We start from the raw sequence: 19,960 nt of genomic DNA on the forward strand, positions 1-19,960 counted from the left end.
CGGTCAGCCCCGCCAGGTCTCGAGCAGGCGCAGCCACACCTCGCTGATCGTGGGGTAGGCGGGGACGGCGTGCCAGAGCCGGCTGATCGGCACCTCGCCGACCACGGCGATCGTCGCCGAGTGCAGCAGCTCGGCCACGCCCGGGCCGATGAAGGTGGCCCCGAGCAGCACCTCCCGGTCGGGATCGACCACCGCGATCGCCGTCCCGGTGTAGTCGTCGGCGAACACGCCGGCGCCGGCGACGCTGCCGATCGGGTACTCGACCACGCGATGCGGCAGCCCCTGCTCCTCCGCCTGCGCGGCGGTCAGCCCGACCGCCGCCACCTGCGGGTCGGTGAAGACGACGCTGGGCGTGGCGCGGCGGTCGGCGGTGGCGACCGACGGCGACCAGTCGCCGAGGTCCACCTGCTCGCCGCAGGCACGCGTCACGATGGCGTGACCGGCCTGCCTGGCCTGGTACTTGCCCATGTGGGTGAGCAGCGCCCGGCCGTTGACGTCGCCTGCGCCGTAGAGCCACGGCACGCCCGGCACCTGCAGCGACTCGTCGACCTCCAGGAACCCGCCCGGCTCCAGGCCGATCGTCTCCAGGCCGATCGCGTCGGAGTTCGGCGTCCGGCCGACCGCGACCAGCACCTCGTCGCCGCGCACCTCCTCCTCGCCGCAGCCGAGCACCACCTCGCCGCCCTCCCGCCGGGCGGAGTCGACCTGGGTGCCGAGCCGGACGTCGACGCCGAGCGCACGCAGCGAGGCGGCGACCGCCTCACCGGCGGCGGGCTCGAGGTCGGGCAGCACCCGGTCGCCGTGCTGGAGCAGCGTCACCGAGGCGCCCAGCTGCTGCCAGGCGGTGGCCATCTCGCAGCCGACGTAGCCGCCGCCGAGCACCAGCAGCCGGCCGGGCGCCTCCTTGGCGCTGGTGGCCTCCCGCGGCGTCCAGGGCTGCACCTCGGCGAGACCGGCGACCGGGGGGACGGCGGCCCGGGAACCGGTGCAGACCGCGACCGCGTGCCGCGCCACCAGCACGAGCTCCGTGCCGTCGGGCTGGGCGACCACGACCCGCTTCTCCCCCGCCAGCCGGCCGTGCCCCCGGACCAGCGCGATGCCCGCCCCGTCGACCCAGCGGGCCTGGCCGGCGTCGTCCCAGTGGCTGGTGAAGTCGTCCCGGCGGGCCAGCGTCGCGGCGACGTCCTGCTCGCCGGTGACCGCCGCCGCGGCACCGCGCACGGCACGTGCCGCGGCGATCGCCTCGCTGCCCCGCAGCAGCGTCTTGCTGGGCATGCACGCCCAGTAGGAGCACTCTCCGCCGACCAGTTCGCTCTCCACGAGGACGGCGGTCAGGCCGCCCCGGACGGCGATGTCGGCGATGTTCTCCCCGGTCGAACCGGCGCCAAGAACAATGACGTCGTACGTCTGCTCCGCGTCTGCCACCCGGCCATCCTGTCTGTTGTGCTCCACTGACCGCCATGCCGGTCGATCCGGGCGAGTACGCCGCCGCCCTGCGCCAGTACGCCGCCGGGGTGGTGCTGCTGACCGTGCGCGACGACATCGACGACGTCGGGACGACGGTGACCTCGCTGATGAGCGTCTCCGCCGACCCGCCGCTGGTCGCGATCGGCCTGGCCGCCGATGGCTACCCGGCCGAGGTGCTGCAGTCCGTCGGGGCCGGCGTGGTCAACGTGCTGGCGGCCGGTCAGGCGATCCTGGCCAGCCGGTTCTCCTCCGCGGGGCGCCCCTCGGCCCGGCACCTGCTGGAGTCGGTGCCCTGGCGGCGGGCACCGGTCAGCGACGCCATCGCCCTCGACGGGGCGCTCGCGACCCTGGACTGCCGGGTCTCCTCGGTGGTCGAGGCGGGCAGCCACGTGCTGGTGCTGCTGTCGGTCGAGGCGGTCCCGGTGGTCGCCGCCGAGGGCGACCCGCTGCTGCGGCTGCGCGGCCGCTGGACCGACGCCGCCGGCCGGCCGCTCCGCCGTCCCTGAAGAAGGACCCCGGGCCATGTCGCCAACATGGCCCCGGGGAACGCGGGCGACATGTGCCGGGGTTAGCGTCGGAGCCGATGCCCGCCATGCCCGCTCCGTCCGAGTCCGCCCTGCGCCGCGCCCTGGTCCGCGCCGAACGCGGGGTGACGCTGGACGCCACCGAGGCCGAGACGCTGCTGCACGCCCGCGGGCTGGCCGAGGGCGAGCCGCTGGACCGGCTGCTCACCGCCGCCTCCCGGGTGCGCGACGCCGGGCTGGCCTCGGCCGGGCGGCCGGGCGTGGTGACCTACAGCCGCAAGGTGTTCATCCCGCTCACCCACCTGTGCCGCGACCGCTGCCACTACTGCACCTTCGTGACGACGCCGGGCCGGCTGCGCGCCGAGGGCAAGGCCCCGTTCCTCTCCCCCGACGAGGTGCTGGAGATCGCCCGCGCCGGCGCGGCGCTGGGCTGCAAGGAGGCGCTGTTCACCCTCGGCGACCGGCCGGAGGACCGCTGGCCGGTCGCCGCGGAGTGGCTGGAGGCACACGGTTTCGACTCCACGCTGGGTTACCTGCGGGCGATGGCGATCCGGGTGCTGGAGGAGACCGGGCTGCTCCCCCACCTGAACCCCGGCGTGCTGAGCTGGGAGGAGGTCCAGCGGCTGAAGCCGGTCGCCGCCTCGATGGGGATGATGCTGGAGACGACCGCCACCCGGCTGTGGTCGGAGCGCGGCGGCCCGCACTTCGGCAGCAAAGACAAGGAGCCCGCCGTGCGCCTGCGGGTGCTCGAGGACGCCGGCCGCTCCGCCGTCCCGTTCACCACCGGGGTGCTGCTGGGCATCGGCGAGGACTACGCCGAACGGGTCGAGGCGATCGCCGCGATCCGCGCCTCGGCCCGCCGGCACCAGCACGTGCAGGAGGTGATCGTGCAGAACTTCCGGGCCAAGCCGCGCACCGCGATGGCCGCCCACGACGACCTCGGCCTGCAGGAGTACGTCGCCGCCGTCGCCGTCACCCGGCTGCTGCTCGGGCCCGCGGCCCGGGTGCAGGCCCCGCCGAACCTGTCGGACACCACCGAGCTGGGGCTGCTGCTGCGCGCCGGCGTCGACGACTGGGGCGGGGTCAGCCCGCTGACCCCCGACCACGTCAACCCCGAGCGGCCCTGGCCGAACATCGACGAGCTCACCGCGCTCACCGCCGAGGCCGGCTTCACCCTCCGCGAGCGGCTGGCCGCCCAGCCCGGCTACGTGACCTCCCCCGAGCCGTGGCTCGACCCGAGGGTCCGCCCGCACGTCGCCGCCCTCGCCGGGCCCGACGGGCTCGCGGTGGAGGGACGGATCCCGGTCGGGCTGCCGTGGCAGGAGCCGGACGAGGCCTGGACAGTGCTGGGAACGGGGACCGGCCGCACGGAGCTGCACGTCGAGGTGGACACGGTCGGGCGCACCGGTGACCGGCGCAGCGACTTCGACGCCGTCTACGGCGACTGGTCCGAGCTCCGCGAGGCGACCGTCGCCGCCCGAGACGGGCACTCCACTGCGCTCAGCGCCGGCGACCCGGAGGTGCACGCCGCCCTGGCCCACGCCGAGACCGACCCCGCCGGGCTGTCCGACGCCGAGTACCTGGCGCTGCTGGGCGCCGACGGCCCGGACCTGGAGGCCCTCGCCGCGCTGGCCGACGCCGTCCGCCGCGACGTCAATGGCGACGACGTCACCTACGTGGTGAACCGGAACATCAACTTCACCAACGTCTGCTACACCGGCTGCCGGTTCTGCGCGTTCGCCCAGCGGCGCACCGACGCCGACGCCTACACCCTGTCGATGCAGCAGGTCGGCGACCGGGTCGACGAGGCGTGGGCCGGCGGGGCGACCGAGATCTGCATGCAGGGCGGCATCCACCCCGACCTGCCCGGCACCGCCTACCTCGACCTGGCCCGCGAGGTGAAGGCCCGCCGTCCCGACATCCACCTGCACGCCTTCTCCCCGATGGAGGTCGTCAACGGGGCCGCGCGCACGGGGCTGTCCTTCGCCGACTTCCTCACCGCGGCGAAGGAGGCCGGCGTCGACTCGCTGCCCGGCACCGCCGCGGAGATCCTCGACGACGACGTCCGCTGGGTGCTCACCAAGGGCAAGCTGCCGGCCGCGACCTGGCTGGAGATCGTCAAGACGGCGCACACCGTCGGGCTGCCGACGACCTCGACGATGATGTACGGGCACGTCGACACCCCGGCCCACTGGGTGGCGCACCTGCGCACGCTCAGCCGCCTGCAGGACGAGACCGGTGGCTTCCGCGAGTTCGTGCTGCTGCCCTTCGTGCACCACAACGCCCCGATCTACCTGGCCGGGGTCGCCCGGCCCGGGCCCACGAACCGGGAGAACCGGGCCGTGCACGCCGTCGCCCGGCTGCTGCTGCACGGGCGGATCGACAACGTCCAGACCTCCTGGGTCAAGCTCGGCGACGCCGGCACCCAGGCGATGCTGGGCGGCGGCGCCAACGACCTGGGCGGCACGTTGATGGAGGAGACGATCAGCCGGATGGCCGGCTCGGGCAACGGCTCGCTGAAGACCATCGCCGAGCTCGAGGCGATGGCCGCCGGCATCGGCCGGCCGGCCCGGCAGCGGACGACGGAGTACGGGACGCCCAGCGCCGAGCGGATGGCCACCGCCCGCTCGGACGAGGGCCGGCGGGCGCTCACGCTCTCGATCACCCCGGCCTGAGCGGGACGAGGTCGGGGGCGCCGGACCTGCGACGGGTCGCCCCACCCGGTGCCCGTCTGCGCGTCGGCCGGTGTGCCCCGCGCGGACTCCTCGGGTGCATGGATACAGTGCGACGATGTGAGGCGCGCCACTGCGCCTCCCTCTGACGCAACGGGCGGGTCCGCATGCTCTACGCCGCGTACGAACTGCAACGCCGCTTGACCTCACCGGCGGTGGCGGTCTCCGCGAGGACGGCGCGGGTGCTGAACGCGCTGCCTGCGCCCATGACCGCCCCCGGCGTCCGGCACCTCCGGGCAGCCTGCGACATCGTCGCCCATGCCCGCCCGACGCACGACCGGCCGGCGTTCGGCATCGACTCCGTGCTGGTCGACGACCGGCCGGCAGAGGTGTCCGAGCACCCGGAGACGAGCACGCCCTTCGCCACGCTCCTGCACTTCCGGAAGCCGTCGGTCACCGGCCAGCCCCGGGTGCTCGTCGTCGGACCGATGTCCGGGCACTTCACGACGCTGATCCGGCCGGCCATCCGGACACTGCTGTCCGACCACGACGTGTACGTCCTGGACTGGCACAACGCCCGGGACGTCCCCGTCGAGGACGGCCGCTTCGGGCTGGACGAGTACATCGAGCACGTCATGGACGCGCTCCGCCACCTCGGCCCCGGCAGCCACGTCGTCGCCGTCTGCCAGCCCGCCGTCCCGGTGCTCGCGGCCGTCGCACTGCTGGCCGCCGCCGACGACGAGGCCCAGCCCCGCAGCCTGACCCTGATGGCCGGACCGGTCGACACCCGGGTGAACCCGAACCGGATCAACACGATGGCCGCGACCAAGCCGCTGTCGTCCTTCGAACGCCGGGTCATCGACACGGTGCCCGCCCGGTACGCCGGCGCCGGGCGCCGGGTGTACCCCGGCGTCGTCCAGCTGACCGCGTTCATGTCGATGAACCCCAAGCGGCACCTGAGCGCGCACGCGCGTCTCTACCGGGACCTGGTGGCCGGTGAGACCGCCCGAGCGGCCAGCACCCGCGCCTTCTACGACGAGTACGGCGCCGTGATGGACGTCCCGGCGGAGTTCTACCTCGAGACGGTCGGCCGGATCTTCCAGGACAACGCCCTCGCCACCGGGGCGTTCACCTGGCGCGGTGCCCCGGTCGATCCCGGGGCCATCTCCGGCACGGACCTGCTCACCGTCGAGGGTGCCAACGACGACATCTGCTCCCCGGGGCAGACCGAGGCCGCGCACGACCTCTGCACCGGCATCCCGGCCGACCGCAAGCACCACCACCTGCAGCCGGGGGTGGGCCACTACGGCGTGTTCAGCGGCTCCCGCTGGGACACGGAGGTCTACCCCGTGGTGCGCGACTTCATCGCCGGGGCCGGAGCAGCCCAGCCGATGGCCTCGCCGGCCTGACCGCCCGATGCCCGGGAGAGGGCGCACCGGGGGTCGGGAACGGCCGGGAACGCGTCGGTGACCGCGCCGGCCCCGGGCGGCCCCCGCGCCGCCGAGCAGGCCTGGCGACGGTTGCGGCCGCAGCTGGCCGAGGAGGCGGTGGCCGCGCTGGGGCCGGCGGAGGCCGACGCGTTCCTGACCCGGGTCGAGGTCGCGCTGGTCGACGTGCACGCCCCGCTGGTCGCGCTCTACGGGCAGCGCGCCGACCCGGAGGAGCTGCTGGCCCGTGGCCTGCGGCTGGTCCTCGCGGCTGCCGCGGAGCGGCCGGCGGAGCTGCGGGTGCTGGACCGGCGCCGGGAGATCGACCCGCACTGGTTCCAGCGCGAGCGCATGCAGGGCTACGTCTGCTACGTCGACCGGTTCTGCGGCACGCTCGGCCAGCTGCCCGCGCGGCTGGACCACCTCGCCGAGCTGGGCACCACCTACCTGCACCTGATGCCGCTGCTGCGGCCGCGCGAGGGCGAGAACGACGGCGGCTACGCGGTCGCGGACTACCGCGAGGTCGACCCGCGGCTGGGCACGATGGCCGAGCTGGAGGCGGTCGCCGCGGCGCTGCGCCGGCACGACATGAGCCTGTGCATCGACCTGGTGCTCAACCACACCGCCGCCGAGCACCCGTGGGCGAGGGCCTGGCTGGCCGGTGACCCGGCGTACGCCGACTTCTACACGGCCTTCCCCGACCGCCGGCTGCCCGACGCCTACGAGGCGACCATCCCGGAGGTCTTCCCCGACCGGGCGCCCGGCTCGTTCAGCTGGGTGCCGGAGGCCTGCGGCGGGGCCGGCGGCTGGGTGTGGACCACCTTCTGGAGCTACCAGTGGGACCTGGACTACGCCAACCCCGAGGTCACGCTGGCGATGCTCGGTGAGATCACCTGGCTGGCCAACCGCGGGGTCGAGGTGTTCCGGATGGACGCCATCCCGTTCATGTGGAAGCGGCTGGGCACCAACTGCCAGAACCAGCCCGAGGTCCACGACCTGGTGCAGCTGCTGCACGCGCTGGCCCGGATCGCCGCCCCGGCGGTCGTGTTCAAGGCCGAGGCGATCGTCGCACCGGAGGACCTGGTGCCCTACCTGGGCGCGCACGCCCGGGAGCGGCCCGAGTGCGAGCTGGCGTACCACAACCAGTTGATGGTGCTGCTGTGGAGCAGCGTGGCGGCGCAGGACGCCCGGCTGGCGATCGCTGCGCTGCGCCGGATGCGGCCGATCCCCACCGGTGCGACCTGGGTGACCTACGTGCGGGGTCACGACGACATCGGCTGGGCGGTCAGCGACACCGACGCCGCCGCCGTCGGCGCCGACGGTGATGCGCACCGGCGGTTCCTCAACGACTTCTTCTCCGGCCGCTTCCCGCACTCCCCGGCCCGCGGAGCGCTGTTCCAGGAGAACCCGCTCACCGGGGACGCCCGGATCTCGGGGACGGCGGCGTCGCTGTGCGGCATCGAGTCGGCCCTGGAGAAGGAGGACGGCGCAGCCCTGCACCGCGGGATCCGCCGGCTGCTGCTGATGTACTCGGTCGTCTTCTCCTTCGGCGGCATCCCGCTGCTCTACATGGGCGACGAGATCGGCATGCGCAACGACGCCGGCTACCTGACCGACCCCGAGCGCGCCCCGGACAACCGGTGGATGCACCGCCCGCCGATGGACTGGACCGCGGTCGGGCGCCGGCACGACCCGGCGACGCTGGAGGGCCGGGTGTTCACCGGGCTGCGGGAGATGGGCGAGGTGCGGCGCTCGCTGCCGGCGCTGCGCGGCGGGGCGGAGCCCACCGTCCTGACCGCGGGCAGCGACCGGGTGCTCGTCTGGCGACGGAGGCACCCGCGCAGCGGTTCCTTCGTCGGCGTGGCGAACTTCTCCTCGATGCCGGCGGTCGTCGACGCCGACACCGTCACCGGCTTCGGCACCTACGAGCCGGCGCTGAGCAGTGACGGCCCGCTCGAGGTGCAGGGCCGTGGCCTCGTCGTCCCGGGTCTCGGGTTCGCCTGGTACGCCGAACCCTGACGCGGACGCCGACCCGGCCCGGACCGGCCGGTGGAGGCGGCGCGCAGCCGCCTCCACCGGCCGTCGTGCTCAGCGGCTGCCGCCGCCGATCATCGGGTCGTCCCCGTCGCCGCGCACCGTGGACTCGACGCCCTCGGTGGAGGACGGCGCGGTGTAGCCCCCGGCCTCGTGCTCCTCGATCAGCACGCCGTCCCGCACCGAGTCCGCCGGGGGCTGGTCCACGACGGTCACCGGCTGGGTCGTGGCCGGCTGCGGCGGGGCGGCCTCGGTCGGCTGCGGCTGCGGCTGCTCGGTCCCCGAGCCGCTCTTCGTCGCGGCCACCGCGGCGGCGGCGACGCCGGCGACCGCCGCAGCACCGGCGACGACCTTCGCCGACACCCCCGCCTTGCCGCTGTCCCCGCGCGACAGCGCGGCGTCCTCGACGCCGGGCGTCCCGGCGCTGACGCCGTGCTGGACGGTGCCGCGCCACGCCCCGCTCTCGTAGCCCGCGTCCTCGATGAGGGCCTTGAACCTCTGCAGGTCCGACCGGGCCTGGCGGCCGACGATGCCGAGCTTGTCCCCGGCCTGCTCCACGAGCCCCTCCGGCTCGTACTCCAGCGTCAGGTGCACCATCGTGGCGGCCGGGCCGGCCGGGGTGAACCGGACGGCGCCGGCGTTGGTCGCGCCGCTCGTGGCCGCCCAGGCGATCTTCTGGTCGGGCACCTGCTCGAGGACGGCGGCGTCCCACTCGCGCCGGACGCCGGCGATCTCGGCCACCCAGTGCAACCGCTGGTCGCCGAGCTGGTGGACCTCCTTGACGCCTCCCATGAAGTGGGGGAAGTCCTCGAACTGGGTCCACTGGTTGTAGGCGGTGCTGACCGGTACGTCGACCTGGATCGACTCCTCGACCTTGGTGGTCATCGCTGTTCCTCCTTCGTCGCAGGACACTCGCTGAGCTGCGACGTACCCCGTCAGCCCCCGGTGATGCACGAGGTCAGGTGGCCTGTGGCGGCCGGCACCAGAGGGCCTCGACGTCCCCGTCCAGCACCAGTGCGCCCGCCTCGTGGGGCACGAGGAGGGTCATGCCGGCCCGGACGGTCGCCGTCCAGTCCCCTCCCGCCGCCCGGAGCCCGCCCTGCCCGCTGGTCACCATGACGACCCCGAAGGAGGCGCCAAACGAGTCCCTCCCCGCACCCGGTCCACCCGGAAGAACTCCGCTGCGCGTCCCGGCAGCACCGGGCCCCGGCCGCGGTCGCGGACGACGAGCTCGGCGATGCGCTCGGGCGACCAGACGCTGAGGTCGGCGGCCTCCAGCGCGAGGTCGCAGCCGAGACCGAGGTGCCCGTCGCGCTCACCGTCGAGCGCGAAGCCCCGCCACTCCATCAGGACGGACAGGTCCTCGGGCTCCTGGACCTCCACCAGGAAGACCCCGGCCCCGATGGCGTGCGGGAGACCGGCCGGCACCAGCACGGCATCGCCGGGGGCCACGTCGAGGGGGTGCAGCGCGGCGAGGAGCGCCTCGACGTGCTGCTCCCGGACCAGCCGGCGCGCCTCGGCGCGGTCCATGCCCTGCCGCAGACCCAGGTGCACCTCCCCGCCCGGCAGGACGACCCACGCCTCGGTCTTGCCGTGCGCGCGCTGCAGGTGCTCGGCGGCGAACGCGCCGTCCGGGTGCAGGTGGACCGGCAGCCGTTGCCCGGCGTCGAGCAGCTCGGTCAGCAGCTTGGTGTCGGGTCCGTACCGGGCCAGGTGCTCCGGCCCGAGCCAGGCGAGCGGGTCGGCGGCGACCGCGTCCCGCAGCAGGCGCCCGTCGGGCAGCCGGGTCAACCCGGTCGCATGCTCCCCGAAGAGGGTCGTGGTGCTGCCGACCCAGTCCTCGGGCAGGTTGCCGCCGGCCCAGGGGGTGCCGCGGAAGCCGGCGATCCGCTGACCGCCGGCGTAGAAGCGGTCGACGGGCTGGTTGGGCGGAGGAGTGGGCGCAGGCCCGGGGGTGAGGACGCCCTGCGGGCCGGCGGCCCGTCCTCGTCGGCCCCGTCGGCCCCGTCGGCCCCGTCGGCCCCGTCGGCACAGCTGACCTCTGCGACACAGGACGCGACCTGCGTCACCCCCGCTCCTGGCCGGGGCTAATGTTGCCGCGCTGTACCGGCTCCAGGGGCGCCCTGAGCCCACGGACCGGCCCCGCGCACCCACCCCCGAGTGCTCGTCCCCACGGAGGAAACCACGATGCTGTCCCACTTCCGGGCCCGGAAGACGTCCGCGGCCCTGGTCCTGCTCAGCGCGGTGGCGCTGAGCGCCTGCAGCAACGGCGACGACGCCGGCAGCAGTGGTGGCGGAGGCGGCGACGGCGAGGTGGACAAGGTCGGGCTGATGCTCCAGGACATCTCCAACCCGTTCTTCGCCTCGATGCAGAAGAGCATGGAGCAGGCCGCGGAGGACCAGGGCTTCGACCTCAACGTCCAGGACGGTCGGCAGGACCTCGGCACCCAGAACGACCAGATCGACACCTTCATCCAGCAGGGGATGGACCTGATCCTGCTCAACGCCGTCGACAGCAGCGGCATCGCCTCGGCCGTGGCCCGGGCGCAGGCCGCCGGCATCACCGTGGTGGCCGTCGACGTCGACGCCGAGGGCGCCGACGCGGCCGTCACCACCGACAACGTGGAGGCCGGCCGGCAGTCCTGCCAGGCGCTGGTCGACGCCCTGGGCGGCAACGGGAACATCCTCGTCGTCGAGGGCACCCCGACCACGGCGCCGCAGGACCGGGTGAAGGGCTGCGAGGAGGTGCTCGCGGCCAACACCGGCATCAAGGTGGTCGCCCGCCAGGCCGGCAAGAACGACCGGGCCAGCGGGCTCTCGCTGACCACCGACATGCTCACCGCCAACCAGGACGTGACGGGCATCTTCGCCATCAACGACCCGGAGGCCCTGGGCGCCGACCTCGCCGTCCAGCAGGCCGGTCGCACCGGCGTGACGATCGTCGGCGTCGACGGCTCGCCCGAGGCGGTCACCGCGCTGGAGGACCCGTCGTCCAACTTCGTCGCGAGCGCGGCGCAGGACCCGGGCGGGATGGCCCTCAAGGCGCTGGAGGTCGGCCAGGGCATCGTCGCCGGCGACGACCCGGCCGAGCGCGTGACGCTGCTGGCGCCCTCCCTGGTCACCAAGGACAACGTGGCCGACTACCAGGGCTGGTGACCCGGTGACGGCTGGCAGGAGGAACTCGTGAACGAGACCGCGACTCCGCTGCTCGAGGTCGAGGGCATCAGCAAGCGCTTCGGCGCGACGCTCGCCCTGTCCGACGTCAGCTTCGACGTCCGAGCCGGTGAGGTGCACGCCCTGATGGGCGAGAACGGCGCCGGCAAGTCGACGCTGATGAAGATCATCTCGGGCAACTACCAGCCGGACACGGGCACCATCCAGATCTCCGGGACCCCTGCCGTCATGGCGTCGCCGCGCGACGCCATGACGGCGGGGGTCGCGATCATCCACCAGGAGCTGAACACCATCCCGGACATGACGGTGGCCGAGAACCTGGCCACCGGCAGCGAGCCGGCGAGGTTCGGCGTCCTGGACCGCCGGACGATGGTCGCCCAGGCCCGGGAGAAGCTCGCCCGGGTCGGCGCCCAGATCGACCCCACCCGCCCGATCGGCCGGCTCAGCGTCGGCATGCAGCAGATGGTCGAGATCGCCCGGGCCGTGGCGGAGAACGCCAGGGTGCTGGTGCTCGACGAGCCGACGGCGTCGCTGTCCCGGACGGAGTCCGAGCAGCTCTTCGCGCTGATCCGGTCGATGCGCGACCAGGGCATGGGGCTGATCTACATCAGCCACCGCATGGAGGAGGTGTGGGAGCTCGCCGACCGGGTGACCGTCTTCCGCGACGGGAAGCTCATCGGCACCCGGGACATGCGCGCCGACGGCCCGGACCGGACCACCCCGGGCGACATCGTGCGGATGATGGTCGGCCGCGAGATCAGCGACCTCTACGTCCGCACCCAGCACCCGGCCGGTGAGGTCCGGCTCTCGGTGCGCGACCTGACCGGGCCCGGCGGGATCGGACCGGTGTCCTTCGACGTCCGTGGCGGCCAGGTGGTCGGGATGGTCGGCCTCATCGGTGCCGGCCGCACCGAGGTGGCACGGCTCATCTACGGCGCGGACCGGGCCACCGGTGGCACCGTCTCCCTCGACGGGAGCCCGCTCAGGGTGCGCAACCCGATCGAGGGGCTGCGCGCCGGGGTGGGCCTGCTCCCGGAGAGCCGCAAGGACCAGGCGCTGTTCCTGGACCTGACGGTCAAGGACAACATCTCCATGTCCACGCTCAAGCAGCACAGCGTCGCCGGGGTGCTGCGCGGCGGACCGCTGGTGCGAGCCGTGCGCGGGGTCATGGACCAGCTCAAGGTGCGCTCCAACGCGCTGGGGCTGGAGTCCCGGGCGCTGTCCGGCGGGAACCAGCAGAAGCTGGTCCTCGGCCGGCTGCTGCTGCAGCGGCCCAAGCTGCTGATCCTCGACGAGCCGACCCGCGGCGTCGACATCGGCGCGAAGAGCGAGATCTACCGCCTGATCAACGAGATCGCCGGGACCGGCGCCGCCGTCCTGGTGATCTCCTCCGACCTGCCCGAGGCCCTCGGCATCAGCGATGAGCTGCTGGTGATGCGCGCCGGGCAGATCGTGGCCACCCTCGACGCCCGCCGGGCGACGGAGGAGACCGTCATGCAACACGCCACCGGCGTCTCCGCAGACGACGCCGCCCCGACCGAGACCGCTGGGACCGCCCGATGAGCACGAGCACCGCCCCGACCACCGACCCGACCGTCCAGCCGCCGGAGAATCGCGGGTTCCCCGTCGCCTACTGGTGGGACAGGGTCGGCATCTTCCTGGTCCTGCTGCTGCTCATCGCGCTCATGTCGGCCATCGCGCCGAACTTCCTGTCGGTCGACAACGCGGTCAACGTCGCGCGCTCGGTGTCGATCAACGCGATCCTCGCGGCCGGGATGACCGTGGTCATCCTCACCGCGGGCATCGACCTGTCGGTCGGCTCGATCCTCGCCGTGGCCGGGGTCGGCGGCGTCCTGCTGGCCACCAACGGCGTCCCCACGCCCCTGGCCCTCCTCGGCGGCATCGCGATCGGCGCGCTCTGCGGCGCGGTCAACGGTGCCCTGATCGCCTGGCTGGCGCTGCCGGCGTTCATCGTGACGCTGGGCTCGCTGACCTACCTGCGCGGCCTGGCGTACTCGATGCTCGACGGTCAGCCGCTGGTCGCCACCGACCTCGGCTTCCGCGGCATCGGCAACGGCAGCGTCGCCGGCATCCCGCAGCCGGTGATCGTGATGCTGGTCGTCTACGTGGTGTTCTGGTTCCTGCTGGAGCGGACCCGGTTCGGGCGGCACGTCTACGCCGTGGGCGGCAACATCGAGGCGGCGCGGCTGGCCGGCATCAACGTCAAGCGGGTCCTGCTGTCGACCTACATGCTCTCCGGCGCGGCCGCCGGCGTGGCCGGGCTCATCTTCTCCGCGCGGGTCCTGTCGGCGCAGCCGACGGCCGGGAACGGGTACGAGCTGGACGCGATCGCGGCGGTGGTGCTGGGCGGCACCTCGCTGGCCGGAGGCCGCGGGCGGATCTTCGGCACGCTGGTGGGTGCGGTGATCATCGGGGTGCTGTCCAACGGCCTCGTGCTGCTGGACGTGCCGTTCTTCTACCAGCTCATCATCAAGGGCGTCGTGATCATCATCGCCATCGCGCTGGACAGCCTGAAGCGGTTCGCCCGGTCGACCAGTTGACCGCGCCGACCTGACCACCCCTCCGACACCCCGCACGGTCCCGGCCGTGCGGGGTGTCGTGCGTCGGGACCCCGGCCGGCTCCCCCTGGCGTCGTCCCGCGGGGGTCGGGATCATGACGAGGCACCCTGACACCGACCCTCCCGGAGGACCGCACGTGGCCGGACCGCAGCAGGACCTCCCCGACGACTGGCACCAGCCGCTGCGGCACGTCCGCGCCGACCAGCTCTCCGCGGACACCGGGCAGACCGCCGGCATGACCCGCCGGGAGGCGGTGTCCGCGCAGACCGTCGGCGCCCAGCGGCTGTGGATGGGCCAGACGCACGTGGCACCGCACACCGGCTCCGGGGACCACCACCACGGCGACTCCGAGACCGCCATCCACGTGCTGCGCGGCCACCCGGTGTTCGTCTTCGCCGAGGGCGGGGAGGAGGTCCGGCTGACCACCGGGCCCGGTGACTACGTCTTCGTGCCGCCGTTCACGCCGCACCGCGAGGAGAACCCGCACGACGACGAGGCGGTGGTCGTGATCGCCCGCAGCAGCCAGGAGGCGATCGTGGTCAACCTCCCGGGCCTGCTCCCCGAGGGCCCCGGCGCCGACGACTGAACGGGGGCGGCAGGCCGACCCCGGGGCTAGCGTGACCGGCGTGACCGAGCCCGTGCGCCCGCCGTCCGAACTCGACCAGCTCGCCGACCGCTTCGTCGAGGACTACGCCGCCTCGCAGCCGACGGTGGCCACCTACATCGGCGTGCCCGGGCACGACGACCGCTGGCCCGACCTCACCCCCGACGGGCACGGCGCGCACGCCCAGCTGCTGACGGCGGCGATCGGCATGGCGGGGCGGATCGAGCCGGTCGACCGCCGCGACGAGGTCGCCCGGAGCGCGCTGCTGGAGCGGCTGGGTGCCGAGCTCGCCCGCTACCAGGCGGGCTGGGCACAGGCCGACCTGAACACCATCGACAGCCCCCTGCAGGGCTTCCGCTCGTCGTTCGACCTGATGCCCGCGGCGACCGAGCAGGACTGGGCGACGATCGCCCGCCGGCTCGCCGCCCTGCCGGCCGCGCTGGACGGCTATGCGGTCGGCCTGGAGTCCGCGGCCGGCAACGGCCGCACCTCCGCCGCCCGGCAGGTGCGGCTCGGCGCGCAGATCGCCCGCCGCTGGGCCGGCACCCCCGACCGCCCCGGCTTCTTCACCCAGCTGGTGACCGGCGCGCCCGCCGGGTCCGCAGGCCTGACCCGGGACCTGGAGCGGGCCGCGCAGCAGACCTCGGGCGCGCTGCTCGGCTTCGCCGACCGGGTCGAGCAGAGCCTGCTGCCCGCAGCACCCCAGGCCGACGGGGTCGGCCGGGAGCGCTACGCCCTGGAGTCGCGGTACCACGCCGGGGTCGACCTGGACCTCGAGGAGACCTACGCCTGGGGCTGGGAGGAGCTGGCCCGGATCGTCGCCGAGAAGGAGGCCGTGGCCGACTCGATCGCCCCCGGCCAGGGTCCCGCCGGCGCCGTCGCCGCGCTGGACGCCGACCCGGCCCGCCAGGTCCGCGGCCGGGAGGCGCTGCAGACCTGGCTGCAGGAGACCGCCGACCGGGCGATCGCGGCGCTGGACGGCGTCCACTTCGACATCCCCGGGCCGGTCAAGCGGATCGAGGGCCGGCTGACGCCGACCTCGGGGGAGGGCGTGTACTACACGGCCCCCAGCGAGGACTTCAGCCGGCCCGGCCGGATGTGGTGGTCGCTGCCCGAGGGCGTCACCGACATGACCACCTGGCGGGAGACGACGACGGTCTTCCACGAGGGCGTCCCCGGCCACCACCTGCAGATCGCCGAGACGGTGCACAACGCCGCGCTGCTCAACCGCTGGCAGCGGCTGCTCTGCGCCTGCTCCGGGCACGCCGAGGGCTGGGCGCTGTACTCCGAGCGGCTGATGGCCGAGCTGGGGTTCCTCGACGACCCCGGTGACCGGCTGGGCATGCTGGACGCCCAGGAGCTGCGCGCGGCCCGGGTGGTGCTGGACATCGGCGTGCACCTGGACCTGCCCATCCCGGCCGGGCGGGCGGCCGGCGAGCGGTGGACCTACGACGTCGCCCTGGCCTTCCTCCGCACCCACGTGGACATGGAGGACGCGATGCGCGTCGACGAGCTGCACCGCTATCTGGGCTGGCCGGGCCAGGCGCCGGTCTACAAGGTGGGTGAGCGGGTCTTCCTGACCTGCCGGGAGCAGGCCCAGCTGCGCGCCGGTGCGGACTTCGACCTCAAGGCCTGGCACCGCGCCGTCCTCGACCTCGGCCCGCTGGGCCTCGCCCCGCTCGCCGCGGAGCTCGCCCGGATGTGACGGCCCGGCCGTCCACCGGGTGCGGGATCGATTGCACCGGCGGTCGGAGCGCCCCGGAGCTGCCCGGGAGGCCCGTCGAGCCGAAGTCGAACTGGACGAACCGACCCGTCACCGTCGGCAGAACCTGACGCCTGACGCGGCGCGTCGAGCCACCTCTGCGGCACTCCTGAGGTGTCTGCGGCGAGTGTGACGGATGGGACCGGGCGTAACACGGACGACATTTGACCCACCTGGAGGACACCCGTGTAATTCACCCCAACAGGTCACCGACGGTGACCCGCGGCAGTCGTCGAGTGACGAAGGCCGAACCGAGACGCAGGGGGACGCATCGTGACCATCGCCGACGTGACGTGGATGGACGACTACCGGGCTGCTGCCGTGGAGGCCACGCCGGTCACCTACGGGACCGACGTGCTGGGCCTGGCCACGGTGTTCGACGCCGGCTTCGCCGGCATGGAGGCCGAGGAGCAGGGCTGGCAGGAGCAGGCGCTGTGCGCCGAGACCGACCCCGAGGCCTTCTTCCCCGAGAAGGGCGGCTCGACCCGCGAGGCGAAGAAGATCTGCACCGGCTGCCAGGTCCGCACCGAGTGCCTGGAGTACGCGCTGGCCAACGACGAGCGCTTCGGCATCTGGGGCGGCCTGTCCGAGCGTGAGCGCCGCCGGCTCCGTCGCCGCGCCAGCTGACAAAGGACCCCCTTGCCCCCCACCACTCGCGAGCTCGCGGCGGGGCCCTGCAAGGGGGCCGTTCCAGCAGGTCGCCCAGGGGTAGGAAGGGCTCGTGCTAGCCATCTCCTACAGCCAGCCCGGTGGTCCCGACGTCCTGCAGCTCGGGGACCGCCCCACTCCCGAACCCGGTCCCGGTGAGGTCCGGGTGCGCCTGGCCTTCTCCGGCGTGAACCCCACCGACTGGAAGTCCCGCAGCAAGGCCCAGCCCGGCCTCGGTGGGCAGGTCCCGAACCAGGACGGTTCCGGCACCGTCGAGGCCGTCGGCGAGGGCGTCGACCCGGTGCTCGTCGGCGAGCGCGTGTGGATCTGGGAGGCCGCCTACCAGCGGCCGCACGGCACGGCGGCCGAGCTCACCGTCGTCCCGGCCCGCCAGACGGTGCTGCTGGGCCCGGACCCGTCGTTCGAGCTCGGCGCCAGCCTCGGCATCCCGTTCCTGACCGCGCACCGCTGCCTCACCGTCGCCGAGTCACTGCCCGACCGGATCGGGCCCGGCACCCTCACCGGCCGCACCGTGCTGGTCCAGGGCGGCGCCGGCGCCGTCGGCAACGCCGCCGTCCAGCTCGCCCGCTGGGCCGATGCCACCGTCATCGCCACGGTCAGCGGCCCGGACAAGGCGCAGCTGGCCGCCAAGGCCGGCGCCGACCACGTGGTCGACTACCGGCAGCAGGACGTCGTCGGCGAGGTCCGGAAGATCGCCCCGCACGGCGTCGATGCCATCGTCGAGGTCTCCGCCGCCGCCAACGCCGCCGTCGACGCGCAGGTCGTCGGGATGTACGGCTCGGTCGCGATGTACGCCGACGACGGCGGCGCCGAGGTGACCATCCCGGTGCGCGCCCAGATGAACGCCAACGCGCGGTGGCAGTTCGTGCTGGTCTACACCGAGCCGCGGCGGGCCAAGGAGCTCGGCGTCGAGGACGTCAACGCGGCCGTGCTGGACGGCGCCGTCCGCGTCGGTGAGGACGCCGGGCTGCCGTTGCACGTCTTCCCGCTGGCCGAGACCGCCGCCGCCCACCAGGCCGTGCAGGACGGCGCCGTCGGCAAGGTCCTCATCGACGTCACCGCCTAGCCGATCCGTTCTCCTCCCCGTCGCCTGCGGGGAGGAGGACGGCGCGCAGCAGGAGCAGCCAGGCCAGCGAGAACACCACGCCGGCCGCGACGTCGGTGGGCCAGTGCATGCCGCGGTAGAGCCGGCTGAGCAGCACGAACAGCGGCACGGCCACGGCCAGCGACCAGCTGAGGAAGCGCAGCCGGTGACCGGGCCGGGTGCGGGACAGGCCCAGCGCCAGCCCGACCCACAGCGCGACGCTGGCGGCCGTGTGGCCGGACGGGAAGCTGGACGTCGGTGGCGCGGCGTCCAGGTGCGGGATGGGCGGCCGGAGGCGGTCCAGGACGGCGGCGGCCAGCAGGAACAGCAGCGTCTCGCCGATCACGGCCAGCGCCAGGAACAGCGGCAGCCGGGGTCCGTGCCGCCGGAGCGCCAGCACCAGGCAGCCGGCGGCGGTGAGGGCGACGACGGTTGAGGTGGCGCCCAGCACCGTGCCGTAGTGGGTGATGCTGTTCCAGGTCGGGGTGCGGTGGGCCGCCACGGCGTTCTCGAAGTCCACCTCCTCCTGGTCTACCGGGCTCCCGTCGAGGACCCGGGTGATCAGCAGACCGAGTCCGAGGAGCAGCGCCTCGACCAGGACGAAGGCGCCGACCACCGCGCCGGTGAGCGTGCCGATCGTCGAGGAGCGGGCGCCGGCCAGCACCCCGGGCTGCGTCCGCCTCCGGGTGTCCGGGTCACTCATCACGCCCTCCCCGCCCGGCCCCGCTGCGCGGGTGTGCGGAGACCCTGCCATCCCGGAGCCGCCGAGAGCAGCCTCGGGCACACGCCGGCGTGTGCCCGAGGGCCTCAGCCCAGGCCGAGCGAGCGGGCGATGAGCATGCGCTGCACCTCGCTGGTGCCCTCGCCGATCTCCAGGATCTTCGCGTCCCGGTAGAACCGGCCGACCGGGAACTCGTTCATGAACCCGTACCCGCCGTGCACCTGCGCGGCGTAGCGGGCGTTCTCCATCGCCATCTCCGAGCTGTACAGCTTGGCGATCGAGGCCTCGCGCTTGAACGGCTCGCCGCGCAGCATCTTCTCCGCCGCCCGGTAGTAGGCCAGCCGCGCGGTGGAGGCCCGCACCTCCATGTCGGCGATCATGAACTGCACCGCCTGGTTCTTCCCGATCGTCTGCCCGAACGCCTCGCGCTCGCCGGCGTACTTCAGGGACTCGTCCACGCAGCCCTGCGCGAGGCCGACGGCGAGCGCGGAGATGGCGATCCGCCCCTCGTCGAGGATGGAGAGGAACTGCGCGTACCCGCGGCCCTGCTCCCCCACCAGGTTCTCCGCCGGCACCCGGACGTCGGTGAACGACAGCTCGCGGGTGTCCGAGGCGTTCCAGCCGACCTTGGAGTACCGCTGACCGACGGCGAACCCCGGGGTGCCCGCGGGCACGATGATCGCCGAGATCTCCTTGCCGCCGTCGGGCTTGGTGCCGGTGACCGCGGTGACCGTGACCAGGTCGGTGATCTCGGTGCCGGCGTTGGTGATGAACGCCTTGGAGCCGTTGATCACCCACTCGCCGTCCTCGAGCCGGGCGGTGGTCCGGGTGGCGCCGGCGTCCGAGCCGCCGCCGGGCTCGGTGAGCCCGAAGGCGCCCAGCGCCTCCCCGGCACACAGCCGGGGCAGCCACTGCTGCTTCTGCTCCTCGGTGCCGAACCGGAAGATCGGCATGGCGCCGAGGGAGACGCCGGCCTCCAGGGTGATCGCCACCGAGCTGTCCACCCGGGCGAGCTCCTCCAGGGCGACGCACAGGGTGAAGTAGTCCCCGCCCGAGCCGCCGTACTCCTCGGGGAACGGCAGGCCGAACAGCCCGAGCTCCCCCATCTGCCGCACGATGTCGGTCGGGAACTCGTCGCGCTCGTAGAACCTGCCGATCTGCGGGGCCACGACCTCGAGGGCGAACTCGCGGACGACCTTCCGCAGCGCCTCGGTCTCCTCGTCCAGCCGGTAGTCCAGCACG

17 protein-coding genes are annotated in these 19,960 nt (G+C 73.9%); 11 read left to right on the plus strand and 6 right to left on the minus strand.

Annotated elements, in window-relative coordinates:
- Positions 1 to 3: 3 nt before the first annotated feature.
- Positions 4 to 1,425: a dihydrolipoyl dehydrogenase family protein gene (locus tag FHL80_RS08800; protein ID WP_216870540.1), complete on the minus strand. Its 1,422-nt coding sequence runs from the start codon at positions 1,423 to 1,425 to the stop codon at positions 4 to 6.
- A gap of 35 nt (positions 1,426 to 1,460) precedes the next feature.
- Between FHL80_RS08800 and FHL80_RS08805 the strand changes: the two genes are divergently transcribed.
- The 4 genes from FHL80_RS08805 to FHL80_RS08820 all read left to right on the plus strand — a co-directional run bounded on the left by FHL80_RS08805 (position 1,461) and on the right by FHL80_RS08820 (position 8,109).
- Entirely contained in the window at positions 1,461 to 1,973 is a 513-nt protein-coding gene (locus tag FHL80_RS08805; RefSeq protein WP_138733052.1) for a flavin reductase family protein, read from the plus strand.
- A gap of 86 nt (positions 1,974 to 2,059) precedes the next feature.
- The gene (locus tag FHL80_RS08810) at positions 2,060 to 4,666 is read left to right on the plus strand and encodes a bifunctional FO biosynthesis protein CofGH (RefSeq protein WP_246078562.1); all 2,607 of its coding nucleotides are present in this window, start codon (positions 2,060 to 2,062) and stop codon (positions 4,664 to 4,666) included.
- A gap of 164 nt (positions 4,667 to 4,830) precedes the next feature.
- Positions 4,831 to 6,072: a polyhydroxyalkanoate depolymerase gene (locus FHL80_RS08815; protein WP_138733054.1), complete on the plus strand. Its 1,242-nt coding sequence runs from the start codon at positions 4,831 to 4,833 to the stop codon at positions 6,070 to 6,072.
- Between the two features lie 57 nt (positions 6,073 to 6,129).
- Positions 6,130 to 8,109 carry an alpha-amylase family protein gene (locus tag FHL80_RS08820; RefSeq protein WP_138733055.1) on the plus strand — a complete coding sequence of 660 codons (1,980 nt, stop codon included), beginning with the start codon at positions 6,130 to 6,132 and terminating at the stop codon, positions 8,107 to 8,109.
- Positions 8,110 to 8,178: 69 nt separating this feature from the next.
- Here the strand turns inward: FHL80_RS08820 and FHL80_RS08825 are convergent, their stop codons facing one another.
- The 3 genes from FHL80_RS08825 to FHL80_RS08830 form a co-directional block, all read right to left on the minus strand.
- Positions 8,179 to 9,009 carry an SRPBCC family protein gene (locus FHL80_RS08825; RefSeq protein ID WP_138733056.1) on the minus strand — a complete coding sequence of 277 codons (831 nt, stop codon included), beginning with the start codon at positions 9,007 to 9,009 and terminating at the stop codon, positions 8,179 to 8,181.
- 73 nt (positions 9,010 to 9,082) lie between these two features.
- Positions 9,083 to 9,238, minus strand: a complete 156-nt coding sequence (locus FHL80_RS25335; RefSeq protein ID WP_216870541.1) for a hypothetical protein — start codon at positions 9,236 to 9,238, stop codon at positions 9,083 to 9,085.
- Positions 9,235 to 9,915: a class I mannose-6-phosphate isomerase gene (locus FHL80_RS08830; RefSeq protein ID WP_216870542.1), complete on the minus strand. Its 681-nt coding sequence runs from the start codon at positions 9,913 to 9,915 to the stop codon at positions 9,235 to 9,237. The genes FHL80_RS25335 and FHL80_RS08830 overlap by 4 nt, the downstream gene beginning before the upstream one ends.
- Positions 9,916 to 10,311: 396 nt before the next feature.
- Here FHL80_RS08830 and FHL80_RS08835 point away from each other — a divergent pair, with 396 nt between their 5' ends.
- The 7 genes from FHL80_RS08835 (at position 10,312) to FHL80_RS08865 (ending at position 17,979) form a co-directional block, all read left to right on the plus strand.
- Positions 10,312 to 11,280 (plus strand): ABC transporter substrate-binding protein, encoded by a 969-nt coding sequence (locus FHL80_RS08835; protein WP_138733057.1) that lies wholly within the window; start codon positions 10,312 to 10,314, stop codon positions 11,278 to 11,280.
- Between the two features lie 27 nt (positions 11,281 to 11,307).
- Complete coding sequence (locus FHL80_RS08840) at positions 11,308 to 12,861, plus strand: sugar ABC transporter ATP-binding protein (RefSeq protein WP_138733058.1); 1,554 nt, start codon at positions 11,308 to 11,310, stop codon at positions 12,859 to 12,861.
- On the plus strand, positions 12,858 to 13,859 hold the full coding sequence (locus FHL80_RS08845; RefSeq protein ID WP_138733059.1) for an ABC transporter permease: 1,002 nt from the start codon (positions 12,858 to 12,860) through the stop codon (positions 13,857 to 13,859). The genes FHL80_RS08840 and FHL80_RS08845 overlap by 4 nt, the downstream gene beginning before the upstream one ends.
- A gap of 155 nt (positions 13,860 to 14,014) precedes the next feature.
- Positions 14,015 to 14,464, plus strand: coding sequence for a cupin domain-containing protein (locus FHL80_RS08850; RefSeq protein ID WP_138733060.1), 450 nt, complete (start codon positions 14,015 to 14,017; stop codon positions 14,462 to 14,464).
- A gap of 40 nt (positions 14,465 to 14,504) precedes the next feature.
- Positions 14,505 to 16,187: a DUF885 domain-containing protein gene (locus FHL80_RS08855; protein ID WP_138733061.1), complete on the plus strand. Its 1,683-nt coding sequence runs from the start codon at positions 14,505 to 14,507 to the stop codon at positions 16,185 to 16,187.
- Positions 16,188 to 16,541: 354 nt separating this feature from the next.
- The gene (locus FHL80_RS08860; protein WP_246078565.1) at positions 16,542 to 16,871 is read left to right on the plus strand and encodes a WhiB family transcriptional regulator; all 330 of its coding nucleotides are present in this window, start codon (positions 16,542 to 16,544) and stop codon (positions 16,869 to 16,871) included.
- Positions 16,872 to 16,965: 94 nt separating this feature from the next.
- A complete protein-coding gene (locus FHL80_RS08865) occupies positions 16,966 to 17,979 on the plus strand; it encodes an NADPH:quinone reductase (protein WP_138733063.1) in 1,014 nt (337 codons plus the stop codon).
- Here FHL80_RS08865 and FHL80_RS08870 read toward each other — a convergent pair.
- Entirely contained in the window at positions 17,969 to 18,700 is a 732-nt protein-coding gene (locus FHL80_RS08870) for a phosphatase PAP2 family protein (RefSeq protein ID WP_216870543.1), read from the minus strand. The two genes, FHL80_RS08865 and FHL80_RS08870, sit on opposite strands and share 11 nt — an antisense overlap.
- 104 nt (positions 18,701 to 18,804) lie before the next feature.
- Positions 18,805 to 19,959, minus strand: a complete 1,155-nt coding sequence (locus tag FHL80_RS08875; protein WP_138733065.1) for an acyl-CoA dehydrogenase family protein — start codon at positions 19,957 to 19,959, stop codon at positions 18,805 to 18,807.
- Between the last annotated feature and the right edge of the window lies 1 nt (position 19,960).

The organism is Modestobacter excelsi, from assembly GCF_005930495.1.
Lineage (GTDB): Bacteria > Actinomycetota > Actinomycetes > Mycobacteriales > Geodermatophilaceae > Modestobacter > Modestobacter excelsi.

Coding starts and splice junctions, on each gene's coding strand:
- FHL80_RS08805 (WP_138733052.1), top strand. CDS start 1,461: ATGCCGGTCGATCCGGGCGAGTACGCCGCCGCCCTGCGCCAGTACGCC.
- FHL80_RS08810 (WP_246078562.1), top strand. CDS start 2,060: ATGCCCGCTCCGTCCGAGTCCGCCCTGCGCCGCGCCCTGGTCCGCGCC.
- FHL80_RS08815 (WP_138733054.1), top strand. CDS start 4,831: ATGCTCTACGCCGCGTACGAACTGCAACGCCGCTTGACCTCACCGGCG.
- FHL80_RS08825 (WP_138733056.1), bottom strand. CDS start 9,009: ATGACCACCAAGGTCGAGGAGTCGATCCAGGTCGACGTACCGGTCAGC.
- FHL80_RS08835 (WP_138733057.1), top strand. CDS start 10,312: ATGCTGTCCCACTTCCGGGCCCGGAAGACGTCCGCGGCCCTGGTCCTG.
- FHL80_RS08845 (WP_138733059.1), top strand. CDS start 12,858: ATGAGCACGAGCACCGCCCCGACCACCGACCCGACCGTCCAGCCGCCG.
- FHL80_RS08860 (WP_246078565.1), top strand. CDS start 16,542: ATGGACGACTACCGGGCTGCTGCCGTGGAGGCCACGCCGGTCACCTAC.
- FHL80_RS08870 (WP_216870543.1), bottom strand. CDS start 18,700: ATGAGTGACCCGGACACCCGGAGGCGGACGCAGCCCGGGGTGCTGGCC.